General features: G+C 67.1%; 13 protein-coding genes. 11 read left to right on the top strand and 2 right to left on the bottom strand.

From position 1 onward, the window contains the following. Window positions 1–7: 7 nt before the first annotated feature. On the bottom strand, window positions 8–1333 hold the full coding sequence (locus MJ603_RS07190) for an MFS transporter (protein WP_243063012.1): 1326 nt from the start codon (window positions 1331–1333) through the stop codon (window positions 8–10). Between the two features lie 176 nt (window positions 1334–1509). Between MJ603_RS07190 and uvrB the strand changes: the two genes are divergently transcribed. Genes uvrB through MJ603_RS07155 form a run of 7 tightly spaced genes read left to right on the top strand, consistent with a single transcriptional unit; the run spans window position 1510 to window position 8342 of the window. Further along, a complete protein-coding gene (uvrB, locus tag MJ603_RS07185) occupies window positions 1510–3579 on the top strand; it encodes an excinuclease ABC subunit UvrB (RefSeq protein ID WP_243063011.1) in 2070 nt (689 codons plus the stop codon). Further along, a complete protein-coding gene (locus tag MJ603_RS07180; protein WP_243063010.1) occupies window positions 3576–4292 on the top strand; it encodes an HAD family hydrolase in 717 nt (238 codons plus the stop codon). Before uvrB ends, MJ603_RS07180 begins: the two co-directional genes overlap by 4 nt. A gap of 46 nt (window positions 4293–4338) precedes the next feature. Further along, window positions 4339–5064 (top strand): DUF4129 domain-containing protein, encoded by a 726-nt coding sequence (locus MJ603_RS07175; protein ID WP_243063009.1) that lies wholly within the window; start codon window positions 4339–4341, stop codon window positions 5062–5064. Beyond that, complete coding sequence (locus MJ603_RS07170) at window positions 5061–5576, top strand: hypothetical protein (RefSeq protein ID WP_243063008.1); 516 nt, start codon at window positions 5061–5063, stop codon at window positions 5574–5576. Before MJ603_RS07175 ends, MJ603_RS07170 begins: the two co-directional genes overlap by 4 nt. A 50-nt stretch (window positions 5577–5626) precedes the next feature. Next, a complete protein-coding gene (locus tag MJ603_RS07165) occupies window positions 5627–6559 on the top strand; it encodes an AAA family ATPase (protein ID WP_374230872.1) in 933 nt (310 codons plus the stop codon). Further along, entirely contained in the window at window positions 6559–7827 is a 1269-nt protein-coding gene (locus MJ603_RS07160; protein WP_243063006.1) for a DUF58 domain-containing protein, read from the top strand. Before MJ603_RS07165 ends, MJ603_RS07160 begins: the two co-directional genes overlap by 1 nt. Beyond that, window positions 7824–8342 carry a hypothetical protein gene (locus tag MJ603_RS07155; RefSeq protein WP_243063005.1) on the top strand — a complete coding sequence of 173 codons (519 nt, stop codon included), beginning with the start codon at window positions 7824–7826 and terminating at the stop codon, window positions 8340–8342. The genes MJ603_RS07160 and MJ603_RS07155 overlap by 4 nt, the downstream gene beginning before the upstream one ends. Here the strand turns inward: MJ603_RS07155 and MJ603_RS07150 are convergent. Further along, window positions 8323–9096, bottom strand: coding sequence for an aminoglycoside phosphotransferase family protein (locus MJ603_RS07150; protein ID WP_243063004.1), 774 nt, complete (start codon window positions 9094–9096; stop codon window positions 8323–8325). The two genes, MJ603_RS07155 and MJ603_RS07150, sit on opposite strands and share 20 nt — an antisense overlap. A gap of 118 nt (window positions 9097–9214) precedes the next feature. On the opposite strand from MJ603_RS07150, the gene uvrA reads away from it, so the two are divergent. From uvrA to whiA, 4 genes are all read left to right on the top strand, one after another. Continuing rightward, window positions 9215–12106 carry an excinuclease ABC subunit UvrA gene (gene uvrA / locus MJ603_RS07145; protein WP_243063003.1) on the top strand — a complete coding sequence of 964 codons (2892 nt, stop codon included), beginning with the start codon at window positions 9215–9217 and terminating at the stop codon, window positions 12104–12106. 6 nt (window positions 12107–12112) lie between these two features. Beyond that, the gene (gene uvrC, locus MJ603_RS07140; RefSeq protein WP_243063002.1) at window positions 12113–14071 is read left to right on the top strand and encodes an excinuclease ABC subunit UvrC; all 1959 of its coding nucleotides are present in this window, start codon (window positions 12113–12115) and stop codon (window positions 14069–14071) included. Window positions 14072–14108: 37 nt separating this feature from the next. Continuing rightward, on the top strand, window positions 14109–15002 hold the full coding sequence (gene rapZ / locus MJ603_RS07135; RefSeq protein ID WP_243063001.1) for an RNase adapter RapZ: 894 nt from the start codon (window positions 14109–14111) through the stop codon (window positions 15000–15002). Between the two features lie 67 nt (window positions 15003–15069). Continuing rightward, complete coding sequence (gene whiA, locus MJ603_RS07130) at window positions 15070–16047, top strand: DNA-binding protein WhiA (protein WP_243063000.1); 978 nt, start codon at window positions 15070–15072, stop codon at window positions 16045–16047. Window positions 16048–16420 lie beyond the last annotated feature (373 nt).

Below are 16420 nucleotides of genomic sequence, written 5' to 3'. Positions count from 1 at the left end.
ACAGGTCCTACGCCTGACCGGTGATCGCCGCGTCCTCAGCAGGCACGTTGGGCTGCACGGGCTTCGGCCGCATCACGCCGGCGAGCACGGTGGCCGCGACGAGGATGCCGATCGAGAGGCCGAAGGGCCACGCGAATCCGCCCGTCCAGTCGACGAGGGCGCCGACGACGATGGGGGAGATGATGCCGGCGACGCCGAAGCCGGTGTTCATCATTCCGCTTGCCGTTCCCGACCACATCGGGGCGACGTCCATCGGAATCGCCCACAGCTGTGCGTTGGTCAGCTCGAGGAAGAAGAACGACAGCGCGAGCGCCACCACCGCGAGAGTCAGCGGGGGAGTGAACACCAAAGGGATCAGGCACACGCCCGCGCCGATGAATCCGATCAGCAGCAGAGTGCGACGGGCAGCTCGAGCATTGCCGGTGCGGCGCAGCAGCCAGTCGCTTGCGACGCCGCCCAGTGTGTCGCCAACAACGCCGCCGATCAGGATGAGCGAGGTCAGCAGGCCGTATTTAGCCACATCCTGGTGGTAGATCGTCGACAGCAGGGTCGGAATCCAGGTGAAGAACACCCACGCGACCCAGCCGTAGGCGAAGTCGACGAGCGTCACGGGGAGGATGGTCGTGATCAGGCGCTTCCACGGCACGGGCGGCAGGTCGGCGGCTTTCGGAATGTCGGGAATCTCGGCCAGCTCCTGCTGGGTGATGCCCTTCATCTCCTTGGGCCGGTCGCGGAACATCGCGTACCAGACGAGCGCCCACAGCATGCTCAGGATGCCGATGTAGATGAACGATGCACGCCATCCTGACCAGATGATGATCGCGGCCACCACGATGGGCGCGACCGCGGTACCCAGCCTGGATGCCGAGTGCACGATGCCCTGCACGAACCCGTTGCGATCCTTCGGAACCCAGCGGCTCATCGCCTGCGTGGCGGTCGGGAACGTCGCCGACTCGCTGAATCCCAGGATGGCGCGGGCGATCAGGAGCGTCACGAGGCCGACGACGAGGCCAGTGAAGAGCGTCGAAAGACCCCACAGCAGGCCGAGGATGAGCAGACCGCGGCGCGGCCCGATCTTCTCGCCGATCCATCCGCCGAAGATCTGCAGCAACGCGTAGAACAGGGCGAACACAGAGGCTGCGAGTCCGAACTGCGCGTTGGAGAGGTGAAATTCCTTGATGATGCTCGGACCGGCTGTCGCGATGTTGTTCCGGTCGAAGTACGCGATGAAGTACATGACGCAGAGCAGGATCACCACCCGCCCGCGGCGCCGATGGAACAGGATCGGCGTTCCGCGGTGCTTCGTCTGGGTGGTCGTTTCAGTCGTCGTCATGTGCCGATCCGTCGGTGTTCCTGAGGGGTTTCTCTGGAATTTACTCCGAGGCCGTAAGGGAACCGCATGCGATTCTCACGATTCTCCTGTGAATTGCACTGGGTGCCGAATCACCACCTGTCCGCCCTCAGCGTGATCCTCTGCGACCGTCGGGGGCTCTTCCTACACTTGATTCCATGCAGCCAACCCGTGCCGTTCGCCCCTTCGAGGTTGTCAGCGAATACGTTCCCAGCGGCGACCAGCCGCAAGCGATCGAAGAGCTTGCAGCCCGTATCAACGCTGGAGAGACCGACGTCGTGCTGCTCGGCGCAACGGGCACGGGAAAGTCGGCGACCGCCGCATGGCTGATCGAGCAGGTGCAGCGTCCGACCCTCGTGCTGTCGCACAACAAGACCCTCGCAGCCCAGCTCGCGAACGAGTTCCGCGATCTCATGCCGCGTAACGCCGTTGAATACTTCGTCTCCTACTACGACTACTACCAGCCAGAGGCCTACGTTCCTCAGACAGACACCTTCATCGAGAAGGACTCGTCCATCAACTCGGAGGTGGAGCGGCTGCGGCATTCGACGACGAACTCGCTGCTCAGCAGGCGAGACGTCGTCGTGGTGTCCACCGTGTCGTGCATCTACGGCCTCGGCTCGTCCGAGGAGTACCTCGACGCGATGGCTGCCCTGCAAGTCGGACAGAACATCGGTCGCGACCGGATCATCCGCATGTTCGTGAACATGCAGTACCAGCGCAACGACGTCGACTTCTCACGCGGCAAGTTCCGGGTGCGAGGCGACACCATCGAGATCATCCCGGTGTACGAGGAGCACGCCATCCGCATCGAGCTGTTCGGCGACGAGATCGAGGCGCTGTACTCGCTGCATCCGCTCACAGGCGAGGTGATCAAGCAGCTCGACGCCGTCTCGGTGTTCCCGGCGACGCACTATGCCGCGAGCCCCGAGACCATGCAGCGCGCGATCGGCACCATCAAGATCGAGCTCGCCGAACGTCTCGAGGAACTCGAGCGCCAAGGCAAGCTGCTCGAGGCGCAGCGGCTGCGCATGCGCACCACGTTCGACCTCGAGATGATGGAGCAGATCGGGTTCTGCTCCGGCATCGAGAACTACTCGAGGCACATCGACGGCCGTCAGCCTGGCGAGGCACCGCACTGCCTCCTCGATTACTTCCCCGACGACTACCTCGTCATCATCGACGAGTCGCACGTCACGGTTCCGCAGATCGGCGCCATGTACGAGGGGGATGCATCGCGCAAGCGCACGCTCGTCGAGCACGGCTTCCGGCTGCCCAGCGCGCTCGACAACCGCCCGCTGAAGTGGGAGGAGTTCGAGCAGCGGGTCGGCCAGACGGTGTACATGTCTGCGACGCCGGGACGCTTCGAGATGGGCGTGGCGGACGGCATCGTCGAGCAGGTCATCCGTCCGACTGGGCTCATCGACCCCGAGGTGGTCGTCAAACCCACGAAGGGCCAGATCGACGACCTGCTCGAAGGGATCCGGTTGCGGGTGGAGCGCAACGAACGTGTGCTCGTCACCACGCTCACGAAGAAGATGGCCGAGGAGCTCACGGACTATCTGGCAGAGGCCGGTGTGCGTGTGCGTTACCTGCACTCCGACGTCGACACACTGCGACGGGTAGAACTGCTCACCGAGCTCAGACAGGGCGTCTACGACGTGCTCGTCGGCATCAACCTGCTGCGCGAGGGCCTCGACCTTCCCGAGGTGTCGCTCGTGGCCATTCTGGACGCCGACAAAGAGGGCTTTTTGCGCTCGTCGACGTCACTCATCCAGACGATCGGCCGTGCGGCACGCAACGTCTCTGGCGAGGTGCACATGTACGCGGATGTGCTCACCGACTCCATGAAGCAGGCGATCGAAGAGACCACTCGGCGACGCGAGAAGCAGGTCGAGTACAACCTCGTGAACGGCATCGACCCTCAGCCGCTGCGTAAGCGCATCGCTGACATCACGGACGTGCTCGCCCGCGAGGGCGCAGACACGCAGAAGATGCTCGCTGCGCGGGAGGGCGGCGGCCGCAAGAAGGCGCCGACCCCGAACCTGCGCCGGGAGGGCATCGCCGCAGAGGGCGCACACGAGCTGGAATCGATCATCGCCGACCTCAACGATCAGATGCTGGCGGCGGCGGGCGAACTGAAGTTCGAGTTGGCGGCACGCCTGCGAGACGAGCTCTCCGATCTCAAGCGCGACCTTCGCCAAATGGAGAAGGTCGGGCACGCGTGAGCGCGACCAGCAGGGCGAAGACGGTCGTCTTCTGGGACTTCGACGGCACCATCGCGGAGCGCCCTGGCCATTGGTCGTCGTGCATGCTCGACGTTCTCGAGCCTCTCTGGAACGACAACGACCTGACCATCGACACGTTCGAACCCTATCTGCGCACCGGGTTCCCGTGGCAGGACACCACGCTCGACCGCACCCACCTGACGGACGCAGACGCCTGGTGGCGCGCACTCGGGACCGTTCTGCGCTCGGCATACCTGAGCGCGGGCGTGCCGGAGAGCGTCGTCGACCTGGCGGTCGCCGGAGTGCGGGTGCGATTCAGTGATGCATCGACCTGGCGCGTGATCCCCGGCGCAACGGATGCACTCGCTGCTCTGCAGCGCGAGGGTGTCACGCAGGCCGTGCTGAGCAATCATGTTCCTGAGCTGCCGGCGATCGTCGATGCGCTGGGTCTCGCCGGCTATTTCGACACCGTCTTCACGTCGGCGACGATCGGGTTCGAGAAGCCGCATCCCGGCATCTTCGCGCACGCGCTCGACGCGTTCGGACACCCGGACGATGTCTGGCTGATCGGAGACAATCCGGTCGCGGATATCGAGGGTGCAACCGCTGCAGGCATCCGCGCTGTTCTCGTCGAGGGGTCGTATCTCGTCAACGGCGGGGTCAGCCACGCCGAAGCGGTGCGCATCATCCGGGCGGGAGCCCTTGCCGCCTGACCGATCCGCGTCACAGGCAGGTCCCGCGGGGCGCTAGCGTGAACGGATGGGCAGCACCGAGGCGTCGGGAAGACGGGCCGCGCTCGTCGTCGCCGTCTGCGTGCTCGGCCTCGTCATGATCGGCGGCGTGCTGGTCGCCGGGCCGCTGCGCGCAGGACCGCCGAGATGGCTTCCGACCAAGGGCGATGGCATCCCACCGTCCGCCGCTCCCGGACCGTTCCAGACCGAAGTGCCCGCGGCGCCATCCCACTCGAGCACGCCGCCTGCGCAGCTTCAGCTCTGGCTCGTGTACGCCCTGATCGCCGCTGTCGTTCTGGCGGGAATACTCGTCTACCTGATTCGGCGCATGCTGCGCCGCTCGGGAACGATCACGGAAGAGCGTCGAGCGCCCGTCGCTCCTGCGACACCGGCCGGGCCGGCAGCGCGCACCGACGAACCGGCAGCCCCCGTGGTGGCGGAAGGCATCGAGCGCGCAATCCAACTGCTCGACGAGGCGCGCGAGCCGCACGATGCCATCGTCAAGGCCTGGCTCGGTCTCCAGGATGCCGCGTCGGCGTCCGGCGTGCGCCGCCGCCCCGCGGAGACCCCTGCAGAGTACACAGCGCGCATCGTCTCCCGGTTCGGGGCGGACAGCCAGGCCGCCGACACACTGCTCGCCCTGTATCAGGGCGTCAGGTTCGGATCGCATCCGGCCGACGAGACGACGGTGGCCACCGCGCGTTCATGTCTGACCCGCCTGCGCGAATCCTGGAACGCGGAGGCGACGCGATGACCGAGGTCGACCCGCCGGACAAAGGTCGGCTCACCGGCGGTCGCGTCGCCGCTTCGATCGTCGTCGGCGTTCTCGCCGCCGCGCTGCTCTGGTTCTTCGGCGTCGACACCTGGTTCTCCGTGGCGGTCGGATGCCTGATCATCGCGATCGGACTCGCCTGGGCCGCGTACAGCGGTCCGAGTGTCGTGAAGTGGCCGCAGGAGAAGCCGTCGCCGCTGCCCGGCACGCGCTCCGACGTGACACGTCTAGCGTGGGCGTTCCAGGGCCGGCGCGGCTCGGTGCGCGAACCGGGGTTCAGGGCCGTACGCGAGCTCGGCGTCAGGCGGCTGGCCAGACACGGCCTCGACGTCGACGCGCAGGAGGACCGCGCGGCCGTCGTCGCTCTGATCGGAGAGCAGGCGTACGCCGCGCTGCATCCGGTGCGGGGCATCCTGCCGTCGTTCGGAGCGCTGACGCACTGCGTCGACGCGCTCGAAGCGATCGACCGACCGAAGGGACAGCAATACCCGTGAACGATGAACGCGTGCCGAAGACGGCGGAGATCGCGCAGCGTGCGCATGACATCCTGGAGGCCGTCGAACAGGTGGTGATCGGTCAGTCGCGGCCGCTGCGCATCGCCCTCGCGAGCATCCTCGCCGGCGGGCATGTGCTGTTCGAAGACGTGCCGGGCCTCGGCAAGACGCTCGCTGCTCGCAGCCTCGCCTCCGCAATGGGCCTGCCGTTCCGTCGGCTGCAGTGCACGCCAGACCTCCTGCCCGCCGACATCACGGGCTCGTACGTCTATGCGCCGACCTCGGGAGAGTTCGCGTTCCGCCCAGGTCCCGTCTTCACCGGCCTGCTGCTCGCTGACGAGTTGAACCGCACAGCACCGAAGACGCAGTCCGCCCTGCTCGAGGCGATGGCGGAAGGGCAGGTCACGGTCGAAGGCACGAGCTTCCCGCTGCCGACGCCGTTCCACGTGATCGCGACGGCGAACCCCATCGAGTACGAGGGAACGTACGCGTTGCCCGAGGCCCAACTCGACAGATTCCTGGTGCGGCTCAGCGTCGGCTACCCGGATCGAGGCGAGGAGGAGCGCGTGCTCGCGAACCGCATCGCGCGCCGCACAGAAGTCGCCTTCGTCGACGCGGTCACCGATGCCGATGGACTGCGTGCGATGCAGGCGGGCGTCGAGAGGGTGCACGTCGACGCGGACATCCTGCGGTACTGCGTCGATCTCGCCGCGGCGACCCGCACCGATCGGGCCGTCGAAGTCGGGGCATCGCCGCGTGGATCCCAGGCGCTCATGCTCGTCTCACGGGCTCTCGCCGTCATCGACGGACGTGACTTCGTCACTCCCGACGACGTGAAGCAGATCGCCGTGCCCACGCTGGCGCACCGGCTCACCCTGACACCGGCGGCTTGGGCAGCCGGCACCGACCCGTCACGCGTGATCGAGGGCATCGCTGCCGCTGTGCCCGGTCCGCCCACTGTCGCCAGAACCGGAACCGTGTGATGCGCTGGCGCCGTTCGGCAGCGCCGGCCGCAGGAGCGGTCTGCGCGATCGTGCTCGCCGGCGCCGCCCTCACCTTCGGGCGAGCCGACGTCGCTGTGCTGGCCGTCGTGCTGTTCGCGGCCGTGGTGCTCGGCTCCCGCGTCCGCAGGGACGATCGCATCGTCATGGCGACACTGACGCAGGTCGACGAGGTCAGTGGCCCGGTCTCCAGCGCCGAGGTCCACGCGGCCGTGACGGCCGATCCCGACGTCGACCTCGTTCTGCTGCGCATCACGGCGCTCGGCTTCGAGTCGCAAAGCGTCGCCGTCGCACCGCCTGCGAACGTGACGATCGAGGTTCCGCTTGCGCACTCCGGCGAGCAGGAGATCGCAGCGGTGGAGTTGCGAGGGGTGGCGGGCGAAGCCGCGGCGATCTCGGATGCCTCGGCGCGGGCATCCGTGCGCACCGTCGTCGAGCCGATGGCGACGGGCGTTCCTTTCCTGCCGCTGCCCGCCAGGCTGCGCGGGCTCGCCGGCGGTCACCAATCGTCGCGCCCCGGCGACGGAGGTGAGTTCCGCGACATCCATCCGTTCGCGGCGGGAGACCGCCTGAGGCGCATCGACTGGAAGGCGACGGCACGGCTCGCCCGTCGACCAGGCGACCTGTTCGTGCGACGTACCAACGCGACGTCCGATGCGGATGTCGCCATCGTCTTCGACGACGCAGACGACGTCGGCGAGGCGGTCGTGGAATGGACGTTGGGCGACCCGACGTTGAGCGGGAGAACCTCGCTGGATGTCGCGCGCGACGCCGCCTGGAGCCTCGCGTCCGCCTACCTCGAGGCGGGCGACGCGGTCTCGTTCCAGGTGCTCTCGCGCACCAGGGGAGCAGTGCCGCGTGGCGGAGGAGGGCGGCAGCTCGAGCGGCTCAAGGCCGCCATCGCCCAGACGTCGCCGCATCCGAGGCTTCTGAGCAGAGCCCGAACGCCGCTGGTCGCGCCGGGCGCCCTGGTCGTGCTGGTCTCCAGCTTTCTCGAGCGAGATGCCGTACGGCTGGCAGCCTTGTGGCGCGCTGCCGGGCACAGGGTTCTCGCGATCGACGCGCTCCCACGTCTGAACTCCGGCGGATTGAACCGCAGGCAGCTCCTCGCACTACGTGTGGTTCTCGGCCTGCGTGACGAGCGCCTCCACGAGCTGCGCGCCATCGGCGTCGATGTCCTGGCCTGGGACAGCGCCCACACCGAACTGCGCGCCGTGCTGCGCACGCTGGCGACGCCGAGGCGGGCATGAGCGACCGACTTCACGCACGAATCTCCGCCGGCGTCCTCATCCCTGGCGTCTCGCCCCGGCTCGCCGGAGCGCTGATCGGATGCGCCGCGGCACTCACGATGATGCCGGAGCCGTTCTCGTACATCGCCATGGCGCTGGCACTGGTCGGCGCGCTGTTCCCGTCGACGCTGGCCACCTGGGGATGCGCGCTCGCGCTCGCTCTGACACAACTCGCCCGTACGCCCGACGCGGGGGACTGGCGTCCGTATGTCACCCTCGCGGTCGTGCACCTGCTGCACGTGATCGGCGCGCTCGCGCTCGTCGTCGAACCAGGAGGCTCCCTGCAGGTGCGCGCTCTGCTGCGTCCGCTCCGTCGCTGGCTCGTCCTGCAGCTGCCGGCGCAGGCTGTGCTGGCTCTCGTGCTGGCGTTCTCCGGCACGAATGCGCCGAGAGGTCTTCCGACGGCAGGAGTCTTCGCCGTCATCGCCGCGGCGTGCGTCGCAGCGATCGTCGTGCTCACGCTCCGGCGGCGCTGATCCTGGTCGCATGTTCGCGGTACATCACTGCGTGCTCGACGAGATCCGATCGGCCGGTCTCGACGGCTCGCTCGTCGGTGAAATCGGCGAGTTCTCGCAGCTTCGCCACCATCGCGGCGAACACCTCTTGTCGACTGACGGTTCCCCCGTAGGTTTCCAGAAGCAGTGCGAGCCGCCGCACCCGCTCCGGCCCTTCCGGAGTGTCCGGCTCATCAAGGTAGGGGACGAGCCGGTACGCGAGGTAGGCGATATCCAGCACCCGCGGTCCTGGCGACATCGTGTCGAAGTCGATGACGCCCGTCAGCTCGGGCTCGTCACCCTCCAGATCGAAGACCAGATTGTACTGAGCGAAATCGTTGTGGCAGACCACCTCTGCCGGATCGTGCGATGGCAGACGCCAGACCGCATTCACCGGTGAGAAGCCTGCCGTGGAGTCGTGCCAGGCACGGAGCATCCGTGCCGCCTGCACAAGCACAGAGTCGCTCCACACCCATGACGGCATCGGGTATGCGGGGACCTGGCCCGGAAGGTACGACATGATCTCTCTGCCGTCGACCGAGGTGCCGAGCGGTTCGGGGACGTCCGTCATCCCCGACGAACGCGCGTGCTCCAGAACAGCGTGCACTGTGGGCGTCCATGGGCCGCCCTCCCGAAGCACCGTCGAACCGCGCCTGCTCACAGCTGTGGCGTTGCCGCCCTCGAGGGGCACCTCCGCCATGAGTTCGTCTTCGCGTTCGAAATCGCCGTCTGCCATCGCCGCCACCCGAGCACAGTAGTCCCTGCCTGCGACAGTGGGGTCCGCTCGGCAGGTGCTCCTCGGTCGGCGCTGTTCGCCGTCGGCGGATGTCGGTGGCTCTCCGTAGACTTCTTGGGTGTCGATCTCGAAAGTGGAAGCCCACTCGAAACTCAGCGTTCGTGGCGCGCGCGTACACAATCTGCGCAACATCGACATCGAGATCCCGAGGGACTCGCTCGTGGTCTTCACGGGGTTGTCGGGATCGGGTAAGTCGTCGCTCGCCTTCGACACGATCTTCGCCGAGGGTCAGCGTCGCTACGTCGAATCGCTGTCCGCCTACGCGCGGCAATTCCTCGGCCAGGTCGATCGCCCCGACGTCGACTTCATCGAGGGCCTGAGCCCCGCCGTCTCGATCGATCAAAAGTCGACCAACCGCAACCCGCGGTCGACCGTCGGAACGATCACCGAGATCTTCGACTACATGCGTCTGCTCTGGGCACGCATCGGCGTGCCGCACTGCCCGATCTGCGGCCAGGTGATCCAGCGTCAGACCGTGCAGCAGATCGCCGATCAGCTGATGGAACTCGAGACCGGCACCAGGTATCTCGTGCTCAGCCCCGTCGTGAAGCAGAAGAAGGGCGAGTTCGTCGACCTGTTCGCCGAACTGTCAACGGCCGGCTACTCACGTGCGCTGGTGGACGGCGAACAGATTCAGCTTTCCAGTCCTCCGACGCTCAAGAAGCAGTACAAGCACGACATCTCGGTGGTCGTCGACCGCCTGGTGGCCGGCCCCGACATCCTGACCAGGCTCACCGACTCGCTCGAGACGGCACTCTCACTCACCGACGGCCTCGTGGCGATCAGCCTCGTCGACGAAGAGGGAGAGGATGCCACCCGCACGTTCAGCGAGAAGCTCGCGTGCCCCAACGGTCACCCGATCCAGCTCACCGAGATCGAACCGCGCACGTTCTCGTTCAACGCTCCGTTCGGCGCCTGCCCCGAGTGCTCGGGCCTCGGAACGCGCATGTCGGTCGACGATGAGCTGCTGCTCGGCGATCAGACCATGAGCATCTCCGAGGGCGTCATTCTGCCGTGGAGCACCCAGGGCAAGGGTCTCTACCAGTACTACGACAAGCTGCTCGACGGACTGGCGCGCGACCTCGGGTTCGACCTGCAGACGCCGTGGGACGAGTTGCCGCGCGACATCCGCGACTCCGTTCTGCGGGGCAAGGACTTCAAGGTCAAGGTCAAGTGGCGCAACCGCTACGGCCGCGAGTTGAGTTACACGTCGGGGTTCGAGGGTGTCGTGCCCTACATCGAGCGGCAGTACCTTCAGGCGGAGTCCGACACCCAGCGCCAGCGCTGGTCGGAGTACCTGCGCGAGGTGCCGTGCCCGGTCTGCGGCGGCAAGCGGCTGAAGCCGGAGGTGCTTGCGGTGCTCGTGCACGGCAGGAGCATCGCGGATGTCGCCGAGCTGAGCCTCGCGGATGCCCGCGCCTTCATGAACAAGCTCGAGCTGACCGAACGCGAGCAGACCATCGCCGCGCAGGTCCTGCGCGAGATCCAGGTGCGGCTCGACTTCTTGATCCAGGTCGGTCTGACATACCTGAGCATGTCGCGCGCGGCAGCGACGCTCTCCGGCGGCGAGGCGCAGCGCATCAGGCTCGCCACCCAGATCGGATCGGGACTGACCGGGGTCCTCTACGTGCTCGACGAGCCGAGCATCGGATTGCACCAGCGAGACAACCGGCGGCTGATCGACACGCTCGTCGCCCTGCGCAACCTCGGAAACACGCTGATCGTCGTCGAGCACGACGAAGACACCATCCGCACCGCTGACTGGATCGTCGACATCGGCCCCGGCGCCGGCGAGAACGGCGGACGCGTCGTGCATTCGGGAACCTACGACGACCTGCTCGAGAACACCGCATCGCTGACCGGCGACTATCTCGCGGGCCGACGCTCGATCGAGACGCCCGCCACCAGGCGACCGATCGACCCGAGCCGGGTGATCCGGGTGGCAGGGGCGAAGGCGAACAACCTGCGCGACGTGACCGTCGACTTCCCGCTCGGCGCGTTCGTCGCCGTCACGGGCGTGAGCGGCTCCGGCAAGTCGTCGCTGGTGAACGACATCCTGTACCGGGTGCTGGCCAACCGCCTGAACGGGGCACGCAAGGTCGCAGGCAAGCACAGCAGGGTCACCGGCACCGAGCAGCTCGACAAGGTGGTGCACGTCGATCAGGCGCCGATCGGCCGTACGCCGCGCTCCAACCCGGCGACGTACACGGGCGTCTTCGATCGCATCCGCACGCTCTTCGCCGAGACGGCGGAAGCGAAGATCAGGGGATACCTTCCCGGCCGGTTCAGCTTCAACGTCAAGGGCGGTCGCTGCGAGGCGTGCTCCGGCGACGGCACGATCAAGATCGAGATGAACTTCCTGCCCGACGTGTACGTCGCGTGCGAGGTCTGCAGGGGAGCGCGCTACAACCGCGACACGTTGCAGGTGCACTACAAGGGCAAGAACATCGCAGAGGTGCTCGACATGTCCATCTCGGACGCGGCCGAGTTCTTCCGGCCGATCTCGGCGATCCACCGCTACCTGCAGACCCTCGTCGACGTCGGACTCGGCTACGTGCGGCTCGGACAGAGCGCGACGACCCTGTCGGGAGGCGAAGCGCAGCGCGTGAAGCTCGCAACGGAACTGCAGCGAAGGAGCAACGGCCGCAGCGTCTACGTGCTCGACGAGCCGACGACCGGGCTCCACTTCGAAGACGTGCGCAAGCTGCTCGACGTGCTGAACAGCCTGCTCGACAAGGGCAACACGGTGATCGTCATCGAGCACAACCTCGACGTCATCAAGTCCGCCGACTGGATCATCGACCTCGGACCGGAAGGCGGATCGGGCGGCGGCAAGGTCGTCGCAATAGGCACCCCCGAGCACGTGGCGACGGTGAAGGGCAGCCACACCGGCGTCTTCCTGCGCGACGTTCTGGATGCCGATCGCCGCGACGAGCAGAAGACCGCCTGACACGCGATGGCCGACACCGTCGCATATCGTCCCAAGTCGAGTGAGATCCCGACGCAGCCGGGCGTCTATCGCTTCAGGGACGCGAAGAAGCGCGTGCTCTACGTCGGCAAGGCGAAGAACCTGCGTGCACGGCTGAGCAACTACTTCCAGCCGCTGCGCAACCTGCACGAGCGCACCAGGCGCATGGTGACCACAGCAGCATCCGTCGAGTGGACGGTCGTCGCCAACGAATTCGAGGCCTTGCAGCTCGAGTACACCTGGATCAAGGAGTTCAACCCTCCGTTCAACGTGCAGTTCCGCGACGACAAGACATACCCCTACCTCGCGGTCACCATGGCCGACGACGTTCCGCGGGCCATGGTCACCCGCAATCGCGGTATCAAGGGTGCTCGCTACTTCGGTCCGTACACGAAGGTGTGGGCCATTCGCGAGACGCTCGACCTGATGCTCAAGGCGTTCCCGATGCGCAGCTGTTCCGACGGCGTCTACCGCAGAGCGGAGCTCACGGGGCGGCCGTGCCTGCTCGGCGACATCGGCAAGTGCGTGGCGCCGTGCGTCGGCAGGGTCACGCTCGAGGAGCACCGCGATGTCGCAGACGACTTCGTCTCGTTCATGGCCGGCAACGACACCAGCTACGTCAGGGCGCTCGAACAGCGGATGCGCGACGCGGCACAGACCCAGGAGTACGAGGCAGCCGCCCGCTATCGCGACAGCATCCAGGCCATGCGCGCCGTGATGGAGAAAACCGCCGTGGTGTTCTCCGACGACGTCGACGTCGATGTCTTCGGCATCGCCGACGACGAGCTCGCCGCGGCCGTGCACCAGTTCATCGTGCGAGGAGGCCGCATCCGTGGAACTCGCAGTTGGGTCGTCGACAAGGAACTCGATGTCAACGTCTCCGAGCTGATCGAGACGGTGCTCGAGAACGCCTACGACGACGAGTTCGCGCCGCCGCGCGAGATTCTCGTTCCCGTACTGCCCGACGACACCGTCGAGCTCGAGCAGTGGCTCGGGGCACGCCGAGGCGAGGCGGCAGAGGCAGCACACGCGCGAGGGACCACCCCGTCGAAGGTGAGCCTGCGCGTCGCCCAACGCGGCGAGAAGGCCGCACTCGCCCAGACGGCGGAGAGCAACGCGAAGAACTCGCTCATGCTGTACAAGACCAGGCGCAGCGCGGACTTCGTCGCACGCTCGCAGGCACTTGAAGACATCCGCGATGCCCTCGGCATGAGCGAGGCTCCACTGCGCATGGAGTGCTACGACGTCTCGCACCTTTCAGGAACGAACATCGTCGCCTCGATGGTGGTGTTCGAAGACGGCATCCCGCGCAAAGACCAGTACCGCCGATTCAGCATCCCGGCTTCGACCGATGACACCGAGTCCATCTACCAGGTGCTCACCCGCAGGCTGGCGTATCTGTCCTCTGGCGAGGAGTCGGCGGAGGCTGCGACGACGGATGCCGACGGCACCCAGACGACGCCGCGCAAGTTCTCCTACCCTCCTCAACTGCTGCTGGTCGACGGCGGTCAGCCGCAGGTCGCCGCCGCACGCAGGGCCCTGGAGGAGTCAGGGGTCACGGGCATCCAGTTGGCCGGTATCGCCAAGCGTCTCGAGGAACTCTGGTTGCCCGACTCCGATTTCCCGGTCATCCTGCCGAGGAACAGCGACGCACTGTTCCTCGTTCAGCGCATCCGCGACGAGGCTCACCGCTTCGCCATCACGTACCAGCGCGCAAGGCGCAAGCACGACATCTCATCGCAGCTCGCCGAGATCCCCGGTCTCGGCCCGGCCCGCGTGCGCGAGCTTCTGAAGCACTTCGGCTCGGTGGCGCGACTGCGTCAGGCGCCGATCGAGACGATCGCCGAGGTACGTGGCATCGGGCCGACCCTCGCGGCTGCCGTGCACGGAGCCCTGCACGACGGGCAGAGTGCCGAACCGGCCACAGTCGAGGAGCGCACACCATAGGCTTGAGGGAACGTCACCATGACGACCGAGGTGGGGGATGACCGAGGATCGACCCGAAGAAGTAGAGAGCCAGCACCAGGAACTGCTCATCGTCACCGGCATGTCCGGCGCCGGCCGGTCGACTGTGGCCAATGCGCTGGAAGACCTGGACTGGTACGTGGTGGACAACCTTCCGCCGCAGATGCTCCGGCCGCTCGTCGACCTCGCTGGAAGGGCGGGCTCCACACTGCCGCGGATCGCAGCGGTGGTCGATGTGCGCGGGCGGGGGTTCTTTCCCGATCTGCGCGACATGATCCAGACGTTGCGCGGCGGTGAAAGCGTGCGCGTGCTCTTCCTCGACGCCACGGATGCCGCTCTGGTGCGCCGCTTCGAATCCGTGCGCCGTCCGCATCCACTGCAGGGAACCGGAACCATTCTCGACGGCATCATGGCCGAGCGGGAACGGGTGCGGGAGCTGCGCGAGTCAGCCGACATCATCATCGACACGTCGGACCTCAACATCCACCAGCTCGCCGTCGAGATCAACCAGATCTTCGCGACAGAGGATTCCGCCGACATCCAGCTCACCCTGATGAGCTTCGGCTTCAAGTACGGCCTGCCATCGGATGCCGACCTCGTCGCCGACGCGAGGTTCCTGCCCAATCCGTTCTGGCAGCCGGAACTGCGGGCCCTCACCGGCCTCGACCAGGCCGTTCGCGACTTCGTCTTCGCGCAGCCGGGCGCCACCGATTTCGTGGACGACTACTCCCGCGCATTACGTCCTGTGCTCGAGGGCTACCGCCGTGAGAACAAGCGTCACGCCACCATCGCGGTAGGCTGCACCGGGGGGAAGCATCGCTCCGTGGCCATCGCCGAGGCGTTGGCCGCGCGTTTGCGCGATGTGCCCGGCGTCGCCGTCGCGATCAAACATCGCGACCTCGGCCGGGAATGACAGGCGTCGAGCGCCTCCTCCACGCCGCTTCCGGCAGCCATGCTCAACACAGAACGGATCCACCCGATTGGCACTGACCGCTGACGTCAAAGAAGAACTCCTCGGCGTCGAGGCGGGAAAGAACACGGTGCGCGCGGCCGAGCTGGCGACCATCCTCAGGCTTGCCGGGGGACTGCACCTGATCTCGGGTCGCATCGCCGTCGAAGCCGAGGTCGATTCCCCGCAACTCGCCAGACACGTGCGCAAGGCACTCGCCGAACTCTACGGAGTGCGCAGCGAGGTGTCGGTGACGTCGGCGAGCGGCATCCGCAAGAACACCGTGTACACCGTGCGGGTGCTCGACGGGGGAGAAACCCTCGCCAGGCAGACCGGCCTCCTCGACCAGCACCGTAGGCCCATCCGCGGCCTGCCCAACAAACTGACGACCGGCTCCAAGGAAGACCTCGCAGCAGTCTGGCGCGGCGCCTTCCTGGCGCACGGCTCCCTGACCGATCCTGGAAGGTCGGCGGCACTCGAGATCACCTGCCCTGGAAATGAGTCCGCGATGGCGCTCGTCGGGGCGGCGGGACGTCTCGGAATCCCGGCGAAAGCCCGCGAGGTACGAGGAGTGCACAGGGTCGTCATCCGCGACGGCGAAGCCATCAGCGGCATGCTCACCCGCATGGGCGCCACCGGCACGGTGCGCACCTGGGAAGAGCTCAGGCAGCGCCGCGAGGTGCGCGCGACGGCCAACCGCCTCGTGAACTTCGATGACGCCAACCTGCGCCGTTCTGCCCAGGCCGCCGTCGCAGCATGCGCGCGCGTCGAGCGCGCCATGGAGATCCTCGGGCCGACCATGCCTGAGCACTTGCGCTACGCGGGGGAGTTGCGGCTCGCACACCGCGACGCCAGCCTCGACGAGCTGGGCCACCACGCGGATCCGCCGATGACGAAGGATGCCGTCGCCGGCCGCATCCGCAGGCTCCTCGCCATGGCCGACAAGCGCGCCTCCGATCTCGGCATCCCCGGCACCGAAGCGAGCCTTCCGGCGGATATGGATCTGTGACATTTGCGCGCCCGTCCCCGCCGGGCGCACCGCAGTCGACCGGCTGCATGGCTGCGAACGGCGGCGTGCACGCCGCCGCCTCGTAGAGCGGGTCGCGTCGCGGAGACGCCCGCCCGGCTCTGCCGATTCGCGCCCGTCCCCGCCGGGCGCGCCGCAGTCGACCGGCTGCATGGCTGCGAACGGCGGCGTGCACGCCGCCGCCTCGTAAAGCGGGTCGCGTTGCGGAGGCCGTCGTCATGTGCGCCCTGCAAGACGACCAGGGCGGGGCCCGCGTCACCCTGCGTCAAGGGGCCTCGCCCTCGGTGCCCGCTCAGTAGAGTGGAGGGGTTGTTCTTACCGCGGCGCGGCCGTCGTGCCACGGGTCGATCACGAG

Origin of the sequence: Humibacter sp. RRB41, from assembly GCF_022761015.1 — a bacterium.
In the GTDB taxonomy this organism is placed as follows: Bacteria; Actinomycetota; Actinomycetes; order Actinomycetales; family Microbacteriaceae; genus Humibacter.
This window is presented reverse-complemented; position numbering and strand designations above follow the sequence as displayed.